We start from the raw sequence: 19402 nt of genomic DNA on the forward strand, positions 1-19402 counted from the left end.
GGAGACGACATCGGCCTCCAAAACGAAAAAGGGCCGCTGACGCGGCCCTTTCAACTATCAAAACAGTGGGTCGCCTCACGCCGCCTTGCGGCCCTCGAACACATGCTTGAATTCGCGCAGCTGGACGAGGGCCTCGTGCAGGCGCCTCTTCTCGTCCTCGACCTGGGTCGCGGCCAGCTTGGTCTCCGCGGTCAGGATTTCCTGGTCCAGCACGGCGGCGTTGACGTCCTCGAGGAAACGGCCCTGCTCCGCCAGGATCGTCGTCGTGCTGGCGTTGATCTCGATCAGCCCGCCATTGACGAAGAATTCCTTGCCGTTGCTGCCAGTCGTCTGGACGAAGACGATGCCCGCCTTCAGCGTCGCCACCAGCGGCGCGTGGCCAGCCAGCACCGTCATCTCGCCCTCGACCGAGGGAACGATGACGCTGACGACATCGCCGGCGAACAGCATGCGCTCGGGCGAGACGAGTTCGAACTTGAAGGTGGCCATCGTATATCTCTCCTCGGCTCGTCATGGTCGGGCTTGACCCGACCATCCCGGAAACCAGCGTCCTCTGGTCGTGAGATTCTCGGACCAAGCCCGAGAATGACGATCCTCAGGCCGCTTCGGCCGCCAGGCGCTGGGCCTTCTCGATGGCTTCGTCGATCGAGCCGACCATGTAGAAGGCGGCTTCCGGCAGGTGGTCGTACTTGCCTTCGATCAGGCCCTTGAAGCCCTTGATCGTATCCTCGAGCGCAACCAGCTTGCCCGGCGAGCCGGTGAAGATTTCGGCGACGAAGAAGGGCTGCGACAGGAAGCGCTCGATCTTGCGAGCGCGCGCCACCGTCATCTTGTCCTCTTCCGAGAGCTCGTCCATGCCGAGGATCGCGATGATGTCCTGCAGCGCCTTGTAGCGCTGGAGGATCTGCTGCACGCGGCGGGCGATGCCGTAATGCTCCTCGCCGACGATCGCGGCCGAGAGCATGCGCGAGGTCGAGTCGAGCGGGTCGACCGCCGGATAGATGCCCTTTTCCGCGATCGAGCGCGACAGCACGGTCGTAGCGTCAAGATGGGCGAAGGAGGTCGCGGGCGCCGGGTCGGTCAGGTCGTCGGCCGGCACGTAGATCGCCTGCACCGAGGTGATCGAGCCCTTGTTGGTGGTGGTGATGCGCTCCTGCAGATTGCCCATGTCGGTCGCCAGCGTCGGCTGGTAACCCACCGCCGACGGGATGCGGCCGAGCAGCGCCGACACTTCCGAGCCGGCCTGCGTGAAGCGGAAGATGTTGTCGACGAAGAACAGCACGTCCTGGCCCTTGTCGCGGAAATCTTCCGCGACGGTCAGACCCGACAGCGCGACGCGCATGCGGGCGCCCGGGGGCTCGTTCATCTGGCCGTAGACGAGGGCGCATTTGGAGCCGTCGCCGCCGCCCTTCTTGTTCACGCCCGACTCGATCATCTCGTGATAGAGGTCGTTGCCTTCACGGGTGCGCTCGCCCACGCCGGCGAACACCGAATAGCCGCCATGGGCTTTCGCGACGTTGTTGATCAGTTCCATGATCAGCACGGTCTTGCCGACGCCGGCGCCGCCGAACAGGCCGATCTTGCCGCCCTTGGCGTAGGGGGCCAGCAGGTCGACGACCTTGATGCCGGTGACGAGGATCTGCGCGTCCGTCGCCTGCTCGGCATAGGAAGGAGCCGGCTGATGGATGCCGCGGGTCGCGGTGGTCAGGATCGGGCCGGCCTCGTCGATCGGCTCACCGATGACGTTCATGATGCGCCCGAGGCACTCGTCGCCGACGGGGACCATGATCGGCGAGCCGGTGTCGGTCACCGACTGACCGCGAACCAGACCTTCGGTCGAGTCCATCGCGATGGTGCGGACCGTGTTCTCGCCGAGGTGCTGGGCGACCTCGAGGACCAGGCGGTTGCCGAGATTGGTCGTCTCGAGCGCGTTCAGGATCTCCGGCAGAACGCCGTCGAATTGGACGTCGACGACGGCGCCGATGACCTGCGCGATGCGGCCGGTGCCGGTGTTGGCGGGCTTCTCGGCGGCGGCGGTCTTCTTCGTAGCGGCTTTGGCCATGGTGATAACCTCGGATTCGCGTTCAGCGTGTCGAAAAGGCCGGCGCGCCGGCCTCAATTCAGGCGGTTAGAGCGCTTCCGCGCCGGAGATGATCTCGATCAGTTCCTTGGTGATCATCGCCTGGCGCGAGCGGTTGTAGAGCTGCGTCTGCTTCTTGATCATCTCGCCGGCGTTGCGCGTGGCGGAATCCATCGCCGACATGCGCGCGCCCTGCTCGGAGGCGGCGTTCTCGAGGATCGCGCGCAGCACCTGCACCGTGAGGTTACGCGGCAGCAGCGTCTCGAGGATCTCGCTCTCGTCCGGCTCGTAATCGTAGACGGCCTCGGACACCTTGGTCCCGGCCGGGATCTCGGCGGGAATGATGCGCTGCGCGGTCGGGATCTGCGAGATCACCGACTTGAACTTCGAGAAGAACAGCGTCGCCACGTCGAACTCGCCGGCGCCGAAACGCGACAGGATGTTGTTGGCGATACCCTCGGCATTGACGAAGCCGACCTGCTTGAAGGCGCGCAGGTCGATCAGTTCGATGATGTCCTTCTCGAACTGCCGGCGCAGGATGTCGTAGCCCTTCTTGCCGACGCAGATGATCTTGACGGTCTTGCCCTGGGCCTTCAGCGCCTGCGCATGGTCGCGCGCCAGACGCGCGATCGAGGAGTTGAACGCGCCGCAGAGCCCGCGCTCGGCGGTGCAGACGACGAGCAGATGGACCTTGTCGGCGCCCGTGCCGGCGATCAGGCGCGGCGCGCTGGCGCCGCTCACGCCAGCGGCGAGATTGGCCAGAACCGTCTCCATGCGCTCGGCATAGGGACGCGCCGCTTCCGCCGCCGCCTGCGCCCGGCGCAGCTTGGCAGCCGCGACCATCTGCATGGCCTTGGTGATCTTCTGCGTCGCCTTCACGGAAGCGATGCGGTTTCGTAGGTCCTTGAGGGACGGCATCCGGTCTTGATCCCCTACCCGTCACGGCGGCGAGCGCAGCGACGAAGCAATCCAGAAGGTCTGCGCGGCGGGGCTGGATTGCCCCGCTGCGCTCAGCTCATGAGATCAGGCGAACGACTTGGCGTAGTCGATCACGATCTCTTTCAGCTTCGCGGCGTTCGCGTCCGAAAGATCCTTGGTCTTGCCGATCTCGTTGAGCAGATCGACATGCTTGCCGCGCACCAGCGCCAGCAGCCCGTCCTCGAAGGCGCGGACCTTGTTGACCGGCAGCGGGTCGAGATAGCCGTTGACGCCGGCATAGATCACGACCGTCTGCTCTTCCATCTTGAGCGGCGAGAACTGCGCCTGCTTCAGGAGTTCGGTCAGGCGGGCGCCGCGGTTGAGCAGGCGCTGCGTGACGGCGTCCAGATCCGAGCCGAACTGCGCGAACGCGGCCATCTCGCGATACTGGGCGAGCTCGCCCTTGATCTTGCCGGCGACCTTCTTCGTCGCCTTGGTCTGCGCGGCGGAGCCGACGCGCGACACCGAGAGGCCGACGTTCACGGCCGGGCGGATGCCCTGGTAGAACAGGTCGGTCTCCAGGAAGATCTGGCCGTCGGTGATCGAGATCACGTTGGTCGGGATGTAGGCGGAGACGTCGTTCGCCTGCGTCTCGATGACCGGCAGCGCCGTCAGCGAGCCAAGACCGGCATCCTCGCCCATCTTCGCCGCGCGCTCGAGCAGGCGGGAGTGGAGATAGAACACGTCGCCCGGATAGGCCTCGCGACCCGGCGGGCGGCGCAGCAGCAGCGACATCTGGCGGTAGGCGACGGCCTGCTTGGAGAGGTCGTCATAGATGATGACGGCATGCATGCCGTTGTCGCGGAAATACTCGCCCATGGCGCAGCCGGCGAAGGGCGCCAGGAACTGCATCGGGGCGGCGTCCGAAGCGGTCGCCGCGATGATGATCGAGTACTCCAGCGCGCCGCGCTCCTCGAGCACCTTCACGAACTGGGCGACGGTCGAGCGCTTCTGGCCGATCGCGACATAGACGCAATAGAGCTTCTGGCTCTCATCCGTGCCCTCGTTGTTGGCCTTCTGGTTCAGGATCGTGTCGAGCGCCACGGCGGTCTTGCCGGTCTGGCGGTCGCCGATGATCAGCTCGCGCTGGCCGCGGCCGATCGGGATCAGGGCGTCGATCGCCTTGAGGCCGGTCGCCATCGGCTCATGCACCGACTTGCGCGGGATGATGCCGGGCGCCTTGACGTCGACGCGCGAGCGCTGCGTCGCCTTGATCGGGCCCTTGCCGTCGATCGGGTTGCCGAGCGCGTCGACGACGCGGCCGAGCAGCTCCTTGCCGACCGGCACGTCCACGATCGCGCCGGTGCGCTTGACCGTCTGGCCTTCCTTGATCTCGCGGTCGGAACCGAAGATCACGACGCCGACATTGTCGCTCTCGAGGTTGAGCGCCATGCCGCGCACGCCGCTCTCGAACTCGACCATCTCACCGGCCTGGACCTTGTCGAGGCCGTAGACGCGGGCGATGCCGTCGCCGACGGACAGGACCTGACCGACCTCGGTGACGGAGGCTTCGGATCCGAAGTTCGCAATCTGCGCCTTCAGGATCGCGGAGATTTCAGCGGGGCGGATTTCCATCAGCCGACCTCTTTCATGGCAAGACGAATTGAATTGAGCTTGGTTTTCAGCGAGGCGTCGACCATGCGGGAGCCCATCTTGACGACGATCCCGCCGATCAGCGCCGGATCGACCTTGATCGCGACGTCGACATCCTTGCCCGCGACCGCAACGAGCGCGGCCCGGATCTCTTCTGCGCGCTTGGGCGAGGGCGCCTCGGCGAGCGTGACATCGGCGCTGACGATGCCCTTGGCTTCAGCGACGAGCGTCTTGTAGGCGACGATCATCCCCGGCAGCGCGAACAGGCGACGCTTGCTGGCGACGAGGCCGATGAAATTGGCGGCGATGCCGGACATCTTGGCGGAGGCAAGCACAGCCTTGATCGCGCCGGTCTGTTCCTCTGCCGAGAAAGCCGGGCTGCCGACCAGACGCCGCAGATCCTCGCTCTCGGCGAGCATCGCGAAAAAGCTGTCGAGATCGGCGGAGACGGCATCGATGGCGTTGGCCTCGCTGGCCAGTTCGAACAGGGCCGTGGCGTAGCGACCCGCTACGCCCGAAACCAGTGATCCTTGCGATCCGCCTTCAGCCACGCGTCAAATCTCTCGTTTCATAGGACCGCTCCCGGCGACCCTCTCGTCAAGGGTGGAGTGCGATGTCCTGGCGCTGCGGTGTATCACGGACGCGAACCCGGCAAGCGGCTTCGCGACCTAAATGTGGCGGTGCACTAGCATGCGGTTTTAGGGCGCGCAATCCGTAGATGCCGATCTCCGGCGCGGTTCGCCGGCGCTTTCGGGGGTGGGCGGGGCACTGCTACAAGAAGCTCTGCGGATCGATATCCACCGCGACCCTGACCGAGCCCTTCGGCTTGCCGGCGCGCTTGAGCCAGGCGCGCAGGTAGTCCTGCAGGTTCACCTCGCGCTCCGTCTTCACGATCAGGCGCATGCGGTGGCGCCCGCGCAGCACGGCCAGCGGCGCCTCCGCCGGCCCGAGCACGCTGACCCCCTCGGGCGCGTCGGCACAGCGCGCCAGGGTCCGCGCATGCCCTTCGGCCTCGGCCTGCGTGCTGGCGGAGACGATCAGCCCGGCGAGACGGCCGAAGGGCGGTAGGCCGGCGGCCTCCCGCGAGGCCGCCTCTGCGGCATAAAACCGCTCCGGGTCGCCCGAGACCAGCGCCTTCAGCACGGGATGCGTAGGGTCATGCGTCTGCAGCAGCGCCCGCCCCGGCCTTTCGCCTCGCCCGGCCCGGCCCGTGACCTGTCGCAGCACCTGGAAGGTGCGCTCGGCCGCGCGTGGATCCCCCGAGGTCAGGCCGAGATCGGCATCGATCACGCCGACCAGCGTCATGCCGGGAAAGTTGTGCCCCTTGGCCACGAGCTGCGTGCCGATGACGATGTCGAATTCACCCGCCGCGACCGCCATCAGCTCGGTCTTCAGCCGCTCGGTCCCGCCGGGAAAATCGCTCGACAAAACGATGCCGCGCGCCTGCGGGAACAGCGTCGCGACCTCCTCGGCCAACCGCTCGACGCCGGGCCCGCAGGCGCTCAGGCTGTCCTGCGCATGGCATTGCGGGCATTCGTTGGGCCGGCGCTCGACATGGCCGCAATGGTGGCACACCAGCGCACGGCGGAAGCGGTGATCGACCAGCCAGGCCGAGCAGTTCGGGCACTGGAAGCGGTGCCCGCAGTCGCGGCACAGCGTCAGCGGCGCATAGCCGCGACGATTCAGGAACAGCAGCGACTGCTCGCCGGCGTCCAGATTGGCGGTCATGGCCTTGGCCAGCGTGTCGGAGATCCAGCGCCCGCGCGGCGGCTTGTCCTGGCGCAGATCGACCAGGCCGAGCGTCGGCAGCGACCGCCCGCCGAAGCGCTCGGGCAGCTTGAGATGGGTGTAGCGCCCGCGCTCGGCGTTGACGCGGGTTTCCAGCGAGGGCGTCGCCGAGGTCAGGATCACCGGCGCGTTCTCGATACGGCCCCGCACCACCGCCATGTCGCGGGCATGATAGGCGACGCCGTCCTCCTGCTTGTAGGCGGCCTCGTGCTCCTCATCGACGACGATCAGGCCGAGATCCTTGTAAGGCAGGAACAAAGCCGAGCGTGCGCCCGCCACCACCTTGGCCTCGCCGCTGGCGATCGCAGCCTGCAGGCGCTCGCGCCTGCGGCCGGTCACGGCCGAGTGCCACAGCCCGGGCCGGACCCCGAAGCGCGCCTCGAAACGGTCGATGAACTGCGCGGTGAGCGCGATCTCCGGCATCAGGATCAGGCTCTGGCGGCCCAGCCGCACGGCCTCTGCGACCGCCTCGAAATAGACCTCGGTCTTGCCCGAGCCGGTGACGCCTTCCAGCAGGGTCACGCCATAGGCTGCCGCCTTGACCGAGGCCACGAGCGCGGCCGCCGCCGCCGCCTGATCCTCCGACAGCGTCGGCTGGGCGTGGTCCGGGTCGGGCCGCGCGGCAATCGCCTCGCGCGGCAGCGGCTCGACGGCGAAGGTGCCGGCATCGACGAGCGAATCGATCACCGCGCTGCTGACCGAGGCCGCCTCCGCCAGTGCGCTCTTGGCCATGAGGAGCCCGCCCTCGGCGGCGGCGATCGCCCGTGCGCGCGCCGGGGTCAGGCGCGCCGGCGGCGGCCCGACGAGGCGCACCCCGAGCTTGGGCCGCTCGGGGCCATCCTCCGGCGGCCGCCGCAGGGCCAGCGCCAGCACCGAACCCTTGGCCGCCAGCGTGTACCAGGCCACCCAGTCGACCAGCTTCATCAGCGCAGCGTCGAGCGGCGGCATGTCGAGTTTGCCGGTGACCTTTTTCAGATTGCCGCCGCTGCCCGTGCCCATGGCCCAGACCACGCCGACGGTTTCGCGCGGGCCCAGCGGCACCTGGACGACATCGCCGGGCGCCAGCACGAGCCCCGGCGGCACCGCGTAGCTATAGGCCTGGTCGAGCGCGAGCGGGATCAGCACATCGACCGTGCCGCCTTCCCCACCCTGCTCCGACCGGCTCTCCATGGCCTGTGCCTAGACGCTCGCGGCAGGAGCGACAACCGCCTGCCTTGGCTTTGCCCCGATCGGATGATGTCTGCAGGCGCACCACGCGACCGCGACCTGACGAGTCCCTCGATGACCCGCAAACCCATCACTCTGATCGCCCTTGCCCTCCTGTCGGGTCTGGCTGTCAGCCATCCGATCGGCGCGCTCGCGCAACCGGTGCCGCCCGAGAACTGGCCCGCGGTCAAATGCGAGCGCTACACCAAGGCCTATGCCGGGGCGTTGGCCAAATTCGGTCGAAAAGGCCTCGGCCAGCCCTTCCTGGAGGCGCACGAGGCCTTCCTCGCCTCCGGCTGCAGCATCAGGGGCGAGGTCTGCCCGCGCAGCGCCGAGGAGCTCAACCTCGCCAATGTCATGGTGATCATGGGCATGAACCAGGGCATGGCCAGCACCTTCATGCCCTTCGCCTGTCGGAAGCCTTGAGGGGCAGCCCTTGTCTCGGTTCGCACGGCGTTAACGTACCGGCGTCATGCTCGGGCTTGACCCGAGCATCTCGCAGGCGAGAGCGCGACCAGAGATGGTCGGCTCGAGGCCGACCATGACGGCTGAGGACGCGTCCATCCATGACCGATTTCGACGCCCTCGCCCGCGCCTGGCTGAACCATCTCGCCCATGAGCGGCGGCTCTCGCCGAAGACGCTCGAAGCCTATGGTCGTGATCTGCGTCAGTTCGTTTCCTTCCTCGCCGAGCATCTCGGCGGCGCCCCTGCGCTTTCCGACATCGCCGCGCTGAAGCCCGCCGATCTGCGCGCCTTCCTCGGCCGCCGTCGCCGCGACGGCGTCGGCAACCGCACGCTGATGCGCCAGCTCGCGGCGCTGCGCTCGCTCGCGCGCTTCGGCGAGCGCACCGGCAAACTGACCGCCGCCGCCTTTGCCGCGACGCGGGGCCCGCGCATCGGCAAATCCCTGCCGCGGCCTTTGGAGGCCAGCGCGGCAAGGGCGGTGACCCAGGTCGACACCCGCGCCGGCGAGGCGCGTGACCAGTGGATCCTCGCCCGCGATGCCGCCGTGCTGGCGTTGCTCTATGGCTGCGGCCTGCGCATCTCGGAGGCGCTGTCGCTGACGCGCGCGCAGGCTCCAGTCCAGGCCGGCGACACGCTGACCGTCATCGGCAAGGGCAACAAGACCCGCATGGTCCCGGTCCTGCCGGTCGTCGTCAGCACCATCGCCGAATATCTGGCGCTCTGCCCCTGGCGGCTGCCGCCGGAGGGTCCGCTGTTCCTCGGCGCCAAGGGCGGCCCCTTGTCCCCGCGCATCATCCAGCTTGCGGTCGAGGGTCTGCGCGGCGCGCTGGGCCTGCCATCGTCGGCGACGCCGCACTCCTTGCGGCATTCCTTCGCGACGCATCTGCTGGGGCGCGGCGGCGATCTGCGCGCGATCCAGGAGCTGCTCGGCCACGCCTCGCTCTCGACGACGCAGATCTACACCCGCATCGATTCAGCCAGGCTGATGGCGGCCTATGACGCCGCCCATCCGCGCGCGCAGCGCGCCTAACCGGCACGCGCTTCAGCGGGACACACGCGGCCACGGCACCTCGCCGCCGCGCAACCGCTCCCAGGCCCGTGCCATCCGCAGCACGCCGAGATCGTCGAAGCGTCGTCCGGTGATCTGCAGGCCGATCGGCAGGCCCTCCTTTGTCACCCCGGCATGGACCGAGATCGACGGCTGGTCCGACATGTTCGCCGGCAGCGTGAAGACGATATGCTCGAAGGGCTGGTTGGGGTCGTCGAGCGGCGAGGCCATTTCGGCGGGATAGCTCGGCACCGGCGCGACCGGCGACAGCACGAAATCGAAGGGCGCGCTCTGCTTCAGTGCCGCATCCTTGATCGCCAGCATCTGGCTCATGCCGCGATAGACGCGTTCGCCCGAGAGCCCGTCGCCGCGCTTGGCCCAGGCGAAGATATAGGGCAGCACCTTGGCCTGCTTTTCCGGCGGCAGCGCGCCGATATCGGCCCAGGCCCGCTGGCTCCAGAAATCGTCGAGCCCGTCCAGCATCTCCCGCGTCAGGAAGGCCGGCGCCTCCGCGACGATCGCACCGGCCATCGCGAAAGCGCGTCCCGCAGCCTCGATCGCGGCCTTCGTCTCCGGCTCGACCGGGATGCCGATGCCGGGGTCGAGCTGCAGGCCGATCCGCAGCCCCTTCACGTCGAGATCGAGCGAGAGCCAGTCGATCGCCTGGGGCGGCAGGCTCATGCCGTCGCGCGCATCAGGCTTCGAGATCTCGCGCATCATCAGCGCCGTATCAGTGACGGTGCGGGTCATCGGCCCGGCGACGCGGCCATAATAGCTCGGATCGATCGGCACCCGGCCGAAGCTGGGCTTGAGCCCCACGAGCCCGCACCATCCCGCCGGCAGCCGCACCGAGCCGCCGATATCGGTCCCGACATGCAACGGGCCGTAGCCGGCCGCACCCGCGGCGCCCGCCCCGGCCGAGGACCCGCCCGGGTTCTTCGTCACATCCCAGGGGTTGCGCGCCAATTCGTGGAAGCTCGACAGCCCCGAGGAGAGCATGCCGTAATCGGGCATCGTCGTCTTGGCGAGCATGACGAAGCCGGCCTCGCGCAGGCGGGCTGAGACCGGGGCATCCTCCGCCATCGGCGTAAGATCGCGCGCCGCCGTGCCGACCGGCATCTGCGTGCCCTTGGTCGCGATGTTCTCCTTGATCGTGCCGGGCACGCCGTCGAGCGGCAGCGCCTGCCCGCTCATCCAGCGCGCCTCGGAGGTTTTCGCCGCCGCGCGCGCCACGTCCGGCTGATAGGCGTAGAGCGCCTTGATTTGGGGCTCCCAGGCCTCGATCCGGGCGATGACGGCATCCACCGCCTCGACCGGAGACAGCGTCTTGCTGCGATAGGCCTCGAGCAGTTCGACGGCGCTGAGATCGGCGGGGTTGGGCATCGGCAGCATCCTCGTCAGGCATGGCGCAGCGTGGCTCTCTTTCATGCCACGGCTGATCGGACACGGCATGGCCCGGCAGCGCAACCCGCGCCGGCTTCCGCCGCAGCACGAGGCCAAGCAAGCCCCGCGCCGACCGGGCGGGGGCCATGCCGGTGTCAGACGAAGTAGTCCGGGTTCTGCTCCTGGAGATGCAGCAGATCGGGCAGCAGCGTGCCCAGATGCTGGCGCATCGCGGCTTCGGCGGCCGGCGCGTCATGCCGGCGCACCGCATCCACGATCGACAGATGCTCGCGCATCACCATCGCCATGCGGCCCGGCACGGGCAGTGTCATCCGGCGGCAGCGATCGATCTGCGCCTTGGCGGCATGGGCTATCCTCCAGATGCCGGGATAGCCGGCGATCCCGGCCAGGGTCTCGTGGAACGCCTCGTCGGCGAGATGGAAGCTCTCCTGGTCGCTCGCCTCGAACGCCTCGTGCTGCCGCGCGATCGTGGCGTCGAGTCTGGCGATGGCCTCCGGCGTGCCGATCCGCGCCACAAGCGCGACCGTGGCGCATTCGAGCGCCTGCCGGATGAACACGGCCTCAGGGATCGCGTCGGTGGGAATCCGCGCCACAAACGTCCCGGCCTGCGGGAAGATCTCGACGAGGCCTTCCTCCTTCAGCCGGATCAGCGCCTCGCGGACGGGGGTGCGGCTGGTGCCGAAGCGCGCCGTCAGGTCCTTTTCGACCAGCGATGCGCCAGGCACGATCTCCATCGCCAGGATCGCGCGCCGGAGTTCGTCCTGCACCATCGAGGCGGCGGTCGAACGGCTGGCGGGCACGCTCCCCACCGCATGGCGACGCCGCCCGCGTCGAGGGGCGTCATCGCCGACGTTCTGCGGAATCGTGATCTGCGACATCGCCCTGCTCAACTCCGCCAGCGGCCCCTCGGGGTTGCGGGATCCGGCCGCCGCCAGCCCGACATCTGCTCCCTTTGGCCGATAGCATGCCCCTCTTTTCCATACTAGTATATTAGTATATTGACCCATCAGCGCTGCAATGCCTATGGTCCGCCGGCAAGCCGACGAGAGTGCAAGACCCGATGTTGCTCCACGATGATCGCCTGTTTCCCGCCGACCCCGTGACGCGCGGCATCGCGCGCCGGCTCTACGCCACGATTCGCGATCTTCCGATCATCTCGCCCCACGGCCACACCGACCCGCGCTGGTTCGCCGAGGACCAGCCCTTTCCCGATCCCGCGACGCTCCTGGTCAAGCCGGACCACTACATTTTCCGAATGCTCTATTCGCAGGGTGTGCGGCTCGAGCAGCTCGGCATCCCCCGCAAGGACGGCGCCGCGGTCGAGACCGATCCGCGTGCAGTCTGGAAGCTTTTCGCCAGGCACTGGTCGCTGTTCCGGGGCACCCCGACCCGGCTTTGGTTCGAGCATGCGCTCTCCTCCGTGTTCGGGATCAACGAGCGGCTCTCGCCGGAGAATGCCGACAGGCTCTACGACAAGATCGCCGAGAAGCTGGTCCAGCCGGAACTCCGACCCCGTGCCCTGTTCGAGCGCTTCAAGATCGAAGCGATCTCGACGACCGAAGGCGCGCTGGATGATCTGAAGTGGCACGACATGATCAAAGCCTCGGGCTGGGGCGGCAAGGTCGTCACCGCCTATCGCCCCGACAGCGTCGTCGATCCGGAATTCGAGGGCTTCGCCGCCAACCTTGAGCAGCTGGGAACGCTGACCGGCGAGGACGTGATGAACTGGAGCGGCTATCTCGCCGCCCACCGCCAGCGCCGCGACTATTTCCGCGCGCGCGGCGCGACCTCCTCCGACCACGGCCACGCCACCGCCCGCACCGCCAACCTCTCGAAGGCCGACGCGGAAGCCCTCTTCGCCAAGGTCGTCGCCGGCAAGGCCTCGGCCGAGGAGGCCGACCTGTTCCGCGGCCAGATGCTGACCGAAATGGCGAAGATGAGCCTCGATGACGGGCTCGTGCTGCAGATCCATCCGGGTTCCACGCGCAACCACAACGCCTTCCTGTTCGAGCATTTCGGCCGCGACATGGGCGCCGACATCCCGCGCCAGACCGACTACGTCGCCGCGCTGAAACCCCTGCTCGACGCGGTAGGCAACGAGCCCGGCCTGACCGTGATCGCCTTCACCCTCGACGAGACCAGCTATTCGCGCGAACTCGCGCCGCTGGCGGGGCATTATCCGGCGCTCAAGCTCGGGCCGGGCTGGTGGTTCCTCGATGCGCCCGAGGCCATGCTGCGCTTCCGCGAACTGACGACCGAGACAGCCGGCTTCTACAATACCGTCGGCTTCAACGACGACACCCGCGCCTATCTCTCGATCCCCGCGCGCCACGACGTCGCCCGCCGCTGCGACTGCACCTATCTCGCCAAGCTCGTCGCCGAGCACCGCCTCGACGAGGACGAGGCGGCCGAGGTCGCCCATGACCTCGCCTACCGACTGGCCAAGGAGGCCTATCGCCTGTGACCGCCCCCAAGATGATCGACAAAAAGACGACCGACGAACGCCAGGCCGCCCATCCGCGCGATGTCCGCGGCTACGACACCGAGACCTTGCGCGCCGACTTCCTGATCGAGCGCATCTTCGTCACGGGCGAGATCACGCTGACCTACAGCCATTACGACCGCATGATCGTCGGCGGCGCGATGCCGGCGGCCGCGCCGCTGACGCTCGCCCCCTTCGCGCCGACCGGCACGTCCTTCTTCCTGGCGCGGCGCGAGCTCGGCGTGATCAACATCGGCGGCGCCGGCCGCGTCACGGTCGATGGCACGGTCTTCGAGCTACCGAGCCTGGACGCGCTTTATGTCGGGCTCGGCGCCAAGGACGTCGCCTTCGCCAGCGCGGATGCCGCCAACCCCGCCAAGTTCTACCTGACCAGCGCGCCCGCCCACCGCGAGGCGCCGCACCAGCTCATCCGCAAGGACGACGCCAACACGATCCACCTCGGTTCGTCGGAGACCTCGAACAAGCGCACCATCCGGCAATACATCATGCCCAACACCACCGGCACCAACCAGCTGGTGATGGGCATGACGGCACTGGAACCGGGCTCGGTCTGGAACTCCATGCCCTGCCACACCCATACGCGACGGATGGAGGCCTATCTCTATTTCAACCTCGACCCCGCCCACCGCGTCTTCCACTTCATGGGTGAGCCCCAGCAGACCCGCCACCTCCTCGTCGCCAACGAGCAGGCCGTGATCTCGCCGAACTGGTCGATCCATTGCGGCTGCGGCACCTCGAACTACGCCTTCGTCTGGGCCATGGCCGGCGACAATGTCGAGTTCACCGACATGGACGCAGCCCCCGTGGACAGCTTGCGCTGATGACCTCGCCCTTCGACCTCACCGGCCGCAGAGCCCTGGTGACCGGCGCCAATACCGGCATCGGCCAGGGCATCGCGCTGGCGCTGGCGCAAGCGGGCGCCACGGTGGTGGCCGCCGGGCGCTCGGACCTGACCGAGACGCTGGGGCTGGTCGCGGCGGCCGGCGGAACGGCTCATCCCCTCAAGGTCGATCTGCAGGAACAGGGCATCGCGCCGCGCGTCATCGCGCAGGCTGAAGGTCTCGCCGGCCCGCTCGACATCCTCGTCAACAATGCCGGCATCATCCGCAGGGCCGACGCCCTCGATTTCAGCGAGAGCGACTGGGACGAGGTGATGAACGTCAACCTCAAGGCGACGTTCTTCCTGGCCCAGGCCTTCGCAAAATCGGCGGTCGAGGCCGGACGCGGCGCCCGCATCGTCAACATCGCCTCGCTGCTGTCGTTCCAGGGCGGCATCCGCGTCGCCTCCTACACCGCCAGCAAGAGCGGACTCGCCGGGCTGACCAAGCTTCTCGCCTGCGAGTGGGCGCAGAAGGGCATCAATGTGAACGCCATCGCCCCGGGCTACATCGAGAGCAACAACACGCAGGCGCTCCGCGCCGACCCGGACCGCAACCAGGCGATCCTTGCGCGCATTCCCGCCGGCCGCTGGGGCAAGCCCTCGGACATCGGCGGCGCGGCCGTGTTCCTCGCCAGCGACGCCGCCGCCTATATGCACGGCGCAATCATCCCCGTCGACGGAGGCTGGCTCGCACGATGACCGAACGTCTCAATTCCTTCTTCCAGCAGGACGCCGAGATCGCCTGGGAGCCGACCGAGCCCGGCGTGAAGCGCAAGATCATGGCCTATGGCGAAGACCTGATGGTGGTGCGGGTGGTCTTCGAGGCCGGTGCCGTCGGCAAGCCGCACCAGCATCCGCACCGGCAGGCCTGTTATGTCGAGAGCGGCGTCTTCGACGTCACCATCGACGGACAGACCCAGCGTCTGACGGCCGGCGACACCTTCTTCGTCCCGGCCGATCTCGTCCACGGCGTCACCGCGGTCGAGGCCGGCCAGCTGATCGATTCCTTTACGCCGATGCGGAGCGAATTTCTCTAGCCAGGACCACCATTTCTCGAGCCGAGACCGCCCTGCCGGCCACCGCCGGCCGGGCTCCCATCACGGGACAAGAACGACCGGAAAAACCCGGCGCCACACCAAAAGGGAGAGAAACTGCCATGCTCACCAAACGCACATTCGGCGCGCTCGCGGGCGCCGCCATCCTGGCCCTGGTCGCCGGCACCGCCAGCGCCCAGACCGTCACCCTTCGTTCGACCGACATCCACCCCGACGGCTATCCGACCATCGAGGCGGTCAAGCACATGAGCAAGCTGCTCGAGGAGCGCAGCAAGGGCCGCATCAAGATCAATGTCTTCCACTCGGCCCAGCTCGGCCAGGAGAAGGACACGATCGAACAGACACGCTTCGGCGTGATCGACATGAACCGCATCAACATGGCGCCGTTCAACAACCTGATCCCGGCCACCAACGTGCCGTCGCTGCCCTTCATCTTCCGTTCCGTCGACCATATGCGGAAGGTCATGGACGGTCCGATCGGCGACAACCTGCTGAAGGAATTCGAGAAGCACGACCTCGTTGGGCTCGCCTTCTACGATTCCGGCTCGCGCTCCTTCTACAATTCCAAGCGCGCCATCAACACGCCCGCCGACATGAAGGGCCTCAAGATCCGGGTGCAGCAGTCGGACATGTTCGTCAGCCTGGTCTCGGCGCTGGGCGCCAACGCGACGCCGATGAACTTCGGCGAGGTCTATTCCGGTCTGCAGACCGGCGTCATCGACGGCGCCGAGAACAACTGGCCGTCCTATGAATCGACCAAGCATTACGAGGTGGCGAAGTTCTACTCGCTGACCGAGCATTCGCTCTCGCCCGAAGTGCTGGTGATGTCGAAGAAGAGCTTCGACAAGCTCAGCGCCGAGGACAAGGCGCTGGTCAGGGCGGCCGCGAAGGAATCCGTCGCCAAGATGCGTGAGCTCTGGGATGCCCGCGAGAAGGCCTCGGAAGCCAAGGTCAAGGCCGGCGGCGCGGTCGTCAACGCGGTCGAGAAGCAGCCCTTCATCGACGCGATGAAGCCGGTCTACGACAAGTTCGTCACCGACGCGAAGCTCAAGGACATGGTCTCCGCCATCCAGGCGGTGAAGTGAGCGTCTGCTGAACATGATGGCGCGCCACCCGGCGCGCCATTTTCCTTTCGTCGTCCCTCGCTCCCGGACCACCCCATGTCACCAGTCTTGACTCGAGTCTCCAGTGCCCTGGCGTCGCTGGCCCTGTGGTTGTCGGCCATCGGGCTGGTCGGCATGACGCTGGCGGTGTCCTGGCAGGTGTTCGGGCGCTATGTGCTCAACAGCACGCCGACCTGGACCGAGGCGCTGTCGATCCAGCTGATGGGCTGGTTCATCCTGCTGGGCGCCGCCGTCGGCGTCCGCGAGGGCTACCATCTCGGCTTTGACATCCTGCGCATCGCGCTGCCTGGCCGGCCCGCCAAGCTGATGGCCCTCGTCAGCCATCTCGTCGTGCTCGCCTTCGGCCTCGCCATGGTCTGGTACAGCTGGGATCTCGTCGTTGGCACCTGGACGGCCACGATCCCGATCCTCGGTTGGCCGGGCGGCGTCGATTTCCTGCCGCTGCTCGGCGGCGGCGCGCTGATCTCCTTCTTCACCCTCGAGCATCTCTACAATCTGGCCACCGGCCTCGATGATGGGACCGGCGCATGAGCCTCGAACTGATCATTCTCTTCGGCAGCTTCGTCGTCCTGCTGCTGATCGGCACGCCGATCGCGTTTTGCCTCGGCGCCGCCTCGCTGGCGACCGTCGTTTACATGGGCATCCCGCCGCTGGTCGTCTTCCAGCGACTGAATTCCGGGATCAGCGTGTTTTCACTGATGGCGATCCCCTTCTTCATCTATGCCGGTGACCTGATGATCCGGGGTGGCATCGCGGAACGGCTGGTGCGCTTCGCCGGCTCGCTGGTCGGGCATCTGCGCGGCGGGCTCGGCCAGGTGAACATCGCGGCCTCCACCCTGTTCGGCGGTATTTCCGGCTCGGCCGTGGCGGATGCCTCCGCCATCGGCGGGCTGATGATCCCCCAGATGCAGAAGCGCGGCTACGACACCTCCTTTGCCGTCAACGTCACGGTCAGCTCCGCCATCATCGCGCTGCTGATCCCGCCCTCCCACAACATGATCATCTATTCGCTGTCGGCGGGCGGCTCGATCTCGATCGCCGATCTCTTCACCGCCGGCATCGTGCCTGGCCTGATGCTGGCCGCCGCGCTGATGCTGGTGACCTGGTTCGTCGCGCGCAAGCGCGGCTACCCGGCAGAAGCCTTCCCCGGCTGGACCAGGGTCGCGACCTATGCCGTCTCCGCCTTCCCCGGCATCATCCTGATCGGCATCATCTTCGGCGGCGTGCGCTCGGGCGTCTTCACCGCCACCGAAAGCTCCTGCATCGCTGCGGTCTACGCGCTGCTGATCACGGTGCTGGTCTATCGCGGCATGAACCTCGCCGAGTTCAAGGACGCGACCTTCGCGGCCGTGCGCACCACCGCGATGGTCCTGCTGGTGATCGGCTGCGCGGCCGCTTTCGGCTGGCTGCTCGCCTTCTTCCAGGTGCCATCGGCCATGGTCGCCTTCATGCGGTCGATCTCCAACGATCCGATCGTGATCTTCCTGCTGATCAACCTGTTGCTGCTGTTCCTGGGCACCTTCATGGACATGTCGCCGCTGATCATCATCACCACGCCGATCTTCCTGCCGGTGGTGACGGCCTTCGGCATGGACCCGGTGCATTTCGGCGCCATCCTGATCCTGAATCTCGGCATCGGCCTGTGCACCCCGCCGGTGGGCGCCGTGCTCTTCGTCGGCTGCGCGATCGGGCGCATTTCGATCTGGGAGGCAATGCGGACGATCTGGCCTTTCTACGGCGCCAGCCTCGCCGTACTGATGCTCGTCACCTATGTCCCCGCCTTCTCCCTCTGGCTGCCGAGCATGTTCCGTTGACGCGACTGAAGACGAAGACCCTCTCCTCCCTGCCCGCATCAGTCCGCCGCCCTGCCTATGACCGCGCGCGGTTGACGCCGGGCATCGTCCATCTGGGCCTGGGCGCCTTCGCACGTGCCCATCTCTGCGAGTACACCGAAGACGCGCTAGAGCTGGAATTCGGCGCCTGGGGCGTCACCGGCGCGAGCCTGCAGCGGCCGGACCAGCGCGACAGGCTGGCGCCGCAGGACGGGCTCTACACCCTGCTCAAGCGCGCCCCGGCCGGGCCGGACCTGCGCCTCATCGGCTGCCTCGGTGAGGTGGTGGTCGCGCCGGAGAGCCCGGCAGCGCTGATCGCGCGCATGGCCTCCCCCGACACGCGGATCGTCTCGCTGACGGTCACCGAGAAGGGCTACTGCCACGACCCCGCCACCGGCCGTCTCAAGGCAGACCATCCCGACATCGTCCACGACCTCGCCCATCCGGACACCCCGCGCTCGGCGGTCGGACTCATCGTCGCCGCCCTGAAGGCCCGCCGCGCCGCCGGGCTCGGCCCCTTCACGGCGCTGAGCTGCGACAACCTCCCCCATAACGGCGGCGTGTTGCGCGGCCTCGTGCGCGATTTCGCGGCGCTGAGCGATGATGGCTTGAGCCAATGGATCGAAGCCAACGGCGCCTTCCCGGCGACGATGGTCGACCGCATCGTGCCCGCCACGACCGAGGCCGACATCGCCGAGGTCGCCAGCCTGATCGGGCTCGAGGACGCAGCCCCCGTGATCGGCGAGCCCTTCCGGCAATGGGCGATCCAGGACGTCTTCGCCGCCGGCCGCCCGGCCTGGGAGAAGGTCGGCGCGCAGATGGTTTCCGAGGTTGCGCCCTTCGAGTTCATGAAGCTCCGCATGCTCAACGGCGCACATTCCAGCCTCGCCTATCTCGGCTATCTCGCGGGCCATGAGACGGTCTCAGAGGCCAGCGGCGATCCGGTCTTCGCCCGCTTCCTCGAAGGGCTCTGGGCGCAGATCATCCCGACCGTTCCCGCGCCGCAGGGTGTCGTCCTCGACGACTATGCGCAGGCGCTGCTTGCCCGCTTCCGCAATCCCGCCATCCGCCATCGCACCTGGCAGATCGCCATGGATGGCTCGCAGAAGCTGCCGCAGCGGCTGCTGGGAACGATCCGCGACCGCCTCAAGCAGGACGCCCCGATCGACCATCTCGCGCTCGGTGTCGCGGCCTGGATGGCCTATGTCTCCGGCACCGACGAAAAGGGCGCGACGATCGACGTCCGCGACCCGCTGGCCGCGACCTTCGCGGAGAAGGCCAGGGCCGCCGGCCGCGACGCAACGACGCTCAGCCGGTCGCTGTTCGGCATCGAGGCGATCTTCGGCGGCGACCTGCCGCGCGAGCCGCGGTTCACGCAGGCCGTCGAGAGGCATCTCGCAGCGCTGTTCGACAAGGGCGCGAAGGCGACGGTGGCCGCGCTCTGA

18 protein-coding genes are annotated in these 19402 nt (G+C 67.6%); 10 read left to right on the forward strand and 8 right to left on the reverse strand.

The window, feature by feature from the left end:
• Window positions 1-75: 75 nt before the first annotated feature.
• The 6 genes from Q8S38_RS08970 to Q8S38_RS08995 all read right to left on the reverse strand — a co-directional run bounded on the left by Q8S38_RS08970 (window position 76) and on the right by Q8S38_RS08995 (window position 7609).
• Window positions 76-489, reverse strand: coding sequence for a F0F1 ATP synthase subunit epsilon (locus tag Q8S38_RS08970; protein WP_305680075.1), 414 nt, complete (start codon window positions 487-489; stop codon window positions 76-78).
• A 106-nt stretch (window positions 490-595) separates the two neighbouring features.
• Window positions 596-2062 carry a F0F1 ATP synthase subunit beta gene (atpD, locus tag Q8S38_RS08975; RefSeq protein WP_305680076.1) on the reverse strand — a complete coding sequence of 489 codons (1467 nt, stop codon included), beginning with the start codon at window positions 2060-2062 and terminating at the stop codon, window positions 596-598.
• 66 nt (window positions 2063-2128) lie between these two features.
• Window positions 2129-2998 carry a F0F1 ATP synthase subunit gamma gene (locus Q8S38_RS08980; RefSeq protein WP_305680077.1) on the reverse strand — a complete coding sequence of 290 codons (870 nt, stop codon included), beginning with the start codon at window positions 2996-2998 and terminating at the stop codon, window positions 2129-2131.
• Window positions 2999-3103: 105 nt separating this feature from the next.
• Window positions 3104-4633 carry a F0F1 ATP synthase subunit alpha gene (gene atpA / locus Q8S38_RS08985; RefSeq protein ID WP_305680078.1) on the reverse strand — a complete coding sequence of 510 codons (1530 nt, stop codon included), beginning with the start codon at window positions 4631-4633 and terminating at the stop codon, window positions 3104-3106.
• Window positions 4633-5202: a F0F1 ATP synthase subunit delta gene (locus tag Q8S38_RS08990; RefSeq protein ID WP_305680079.1), complete on the reverse strand. Its 570-nt coding sequence runs from the start codon at window positions 5200-5202 to the stop codon at window positions 4633-4635. Before Q8S38_RS08990 ends, atpA begins: the two co-directional genes overlap by 1 nt.
• Before the next feature lie 220 nt (window positions 5203-5422).
• Window positions 5423-7609 carry a primosomal protein N' gene (locus Q8S38_RS08995; protein WP_305680080.1) on the reverse strand — a complete coding sequence of 729 codons (2187 nt, stop codon included), beginning with the start codon at window positions 7607-7609 and terminating at the stop codon, window positions 5423-5425.
• 111 nt (window positions 7610-7720) lie between these two features.
• Between Q8S38_RS08995 and Q8S38_RS09000 the strand changes: the two genes are divergently transcribed.
• A complete protein-coding gene (locus Q8S38_RS09000; RefSeq protein WP_305680081.1) occupies window positions 7721-8071 on the forward strand; it encodes a hypothetical protein in 351 nt (116 codons plus the stop codon).
• A gap of 140 nt (window positions 8072-8211) precedes the next feature.
• On the forward strand, window positions 8212-9141 hold the full coding sequence (locus tag Q8S38_RS09005) for a tyrosine recombinase XerC (RefSeq protein ID WP_305680082.1): 930 nt from the start codon (window positions 8212-8214) through the stop codon (window positions 9139-9141).
• Between the two features lie 12 nt (window positions 9142-9153).
• Here Q8S38_RS09005 and Q8S38_RS09010 read toward each other — a convergent pair whose 3' ends face one another.
• Window positions 9154-10542 (reverse strand): amidase, encoded by a 1389-nt coding sequence (locus Q8S38_RS09010; protein ID WP_305680083.1) that lies wholly within the window; start codon window positions 10540-10542, stop codon window positions 9154-9156.
• Window positions 10543-10697: 155 nt separating this feature from the next.
• Window positions 10698-11441 (reverse strand): GntR family transcriptional regulator, encoded by a 744-nt coding sequence (locus Q8S38_RS09015; RefSeq protein WP_305680084.1) that lies wholly within the window; start codon window positions 11439-11441, stop codon window positions 10698-10700.
• A 182-nt stretch (window positions 11442-11623) separates the two neighbouring features.
• Between Q8S38_RS09015 and uxaC the strand changes: the two genes are divergently transcribed.
• The 8 genes from uxaC (at window position 11624) to Q8S38_RS09055 (ending at window position 19402) form a co-directional block, all read left to right on the forward strand.
• Complete coding sequence (uxaC, locus tag Q8S38_RS09020) at window positions 11624-13027, forward strand: glucuronate isomerase (RefSeq protein WP_305680085.1); 1404 nt, start codon at window positions 11624-11626, stop codon at window positions 13025-13027.
• Window positions 13028-13038: 11 nt separating this feature from the next.
• The gene (gene kduI, locus Q8S38_RS09025; protein WP_305680503.1) at window positions 13039-13887 is read left to right on the forward strand and encodes a 5-dehydro-4-deoxy-D-glucuronate isomerase; all 849 of its coding nucleotides are present in this window, start codon (window positions 13039-13041) and stop codon (window positions 13885-13887) included.
• The gene (kduD, locus tag Q8S38_RS09030) at window positions 13887-14645 is read left to right on the forward strand and encodes a 2-dehydro-3-deoxy-D-gluconate 5-dehydrogenase KduD (protein ID WP_305680086.1); all 759 of its coding nucleotides are present in this window, start codon (window positions 13887-13889) and stop codon (window positions 14643-14645) included. The genes kduI and kduD overlap by 1 nt, the downstream gene beginning before the upstream one ends.
• Entirely contained in the window at window positions 14642-14983 is a 342-nt protein-coding gene (locus Q8S38_RS09035) for a cupin domain-containing protein (protein WP_305680087.1), read from the forward strand. Before kduD ends, Q8S38_RS09035 begins: the two co-directional genes overlap by 4 nt.
• Before the next feature lie 119 nt (window positions 14984-15102).
• Window positions 15103-16086 carry a TRAP transporter substrate-binding protein gene (locus Q8S38_RS09040; protein ID WP_305680088.1) on the forward strand — a complete coding sequence of 328 codons (984 nt, stop codon included), beginning with the start codon at window positions 15103-15105 and terminating at the stop codon, window positions 16084-16086.
• A 75-nt stretch (window positions 16087-16161) separates the two neighbouring features.
• The gene (locus tag Q8S38_RS09045; RefSeq protein WP_305680089.1) at window positions 16162-16656 is read left to right on the forward strand and encodes a TRAP transporter small permease; all 495 of its coding nucleotides are present in this window, start codon (window positions 16162-16164) and stop codon (window positions 16654-16656) included.
• Window positions 16653-17939 (forward strand): TRAP transporter large permease, encoded by a 1287-nt coding sequence (locus Q8S38_RS09050; RefSeq protein WP_305680090.1) that lies wholly within the window; start codon window positions 16653-16655, stop codon window positions 17937-17939. Before Q8S38_RS09045 ends, Q8S38_RS09050 begins: the two co-directional genes overlap by 4 nt.
• The gene (locus Q8S38_RS09055) at window positions 17936-19402 is read left to right on the forward strand and encodes a mannitol dehydrogenase family protein (protein ID WP_305680091.1); all 1467 of its coding nucleotides are present in this window, start codon (window positions 17936-17938) and stop codon (window positions 19400-19402) included. The genes Q8S38_RS09050 and Q8S38_RS09055 overlap by 4 nt, the downstream gene beginning before the upstream one ends.

Origin of the sequence: Allobosea sp. (genome assembly GCF_030695125.1) — a bacterium.
GTDB lineage: Bacteria > Pseudomonadota > Alphaproteobacteria > Rhizobiales > Beijerinckiaceae > Allobosea.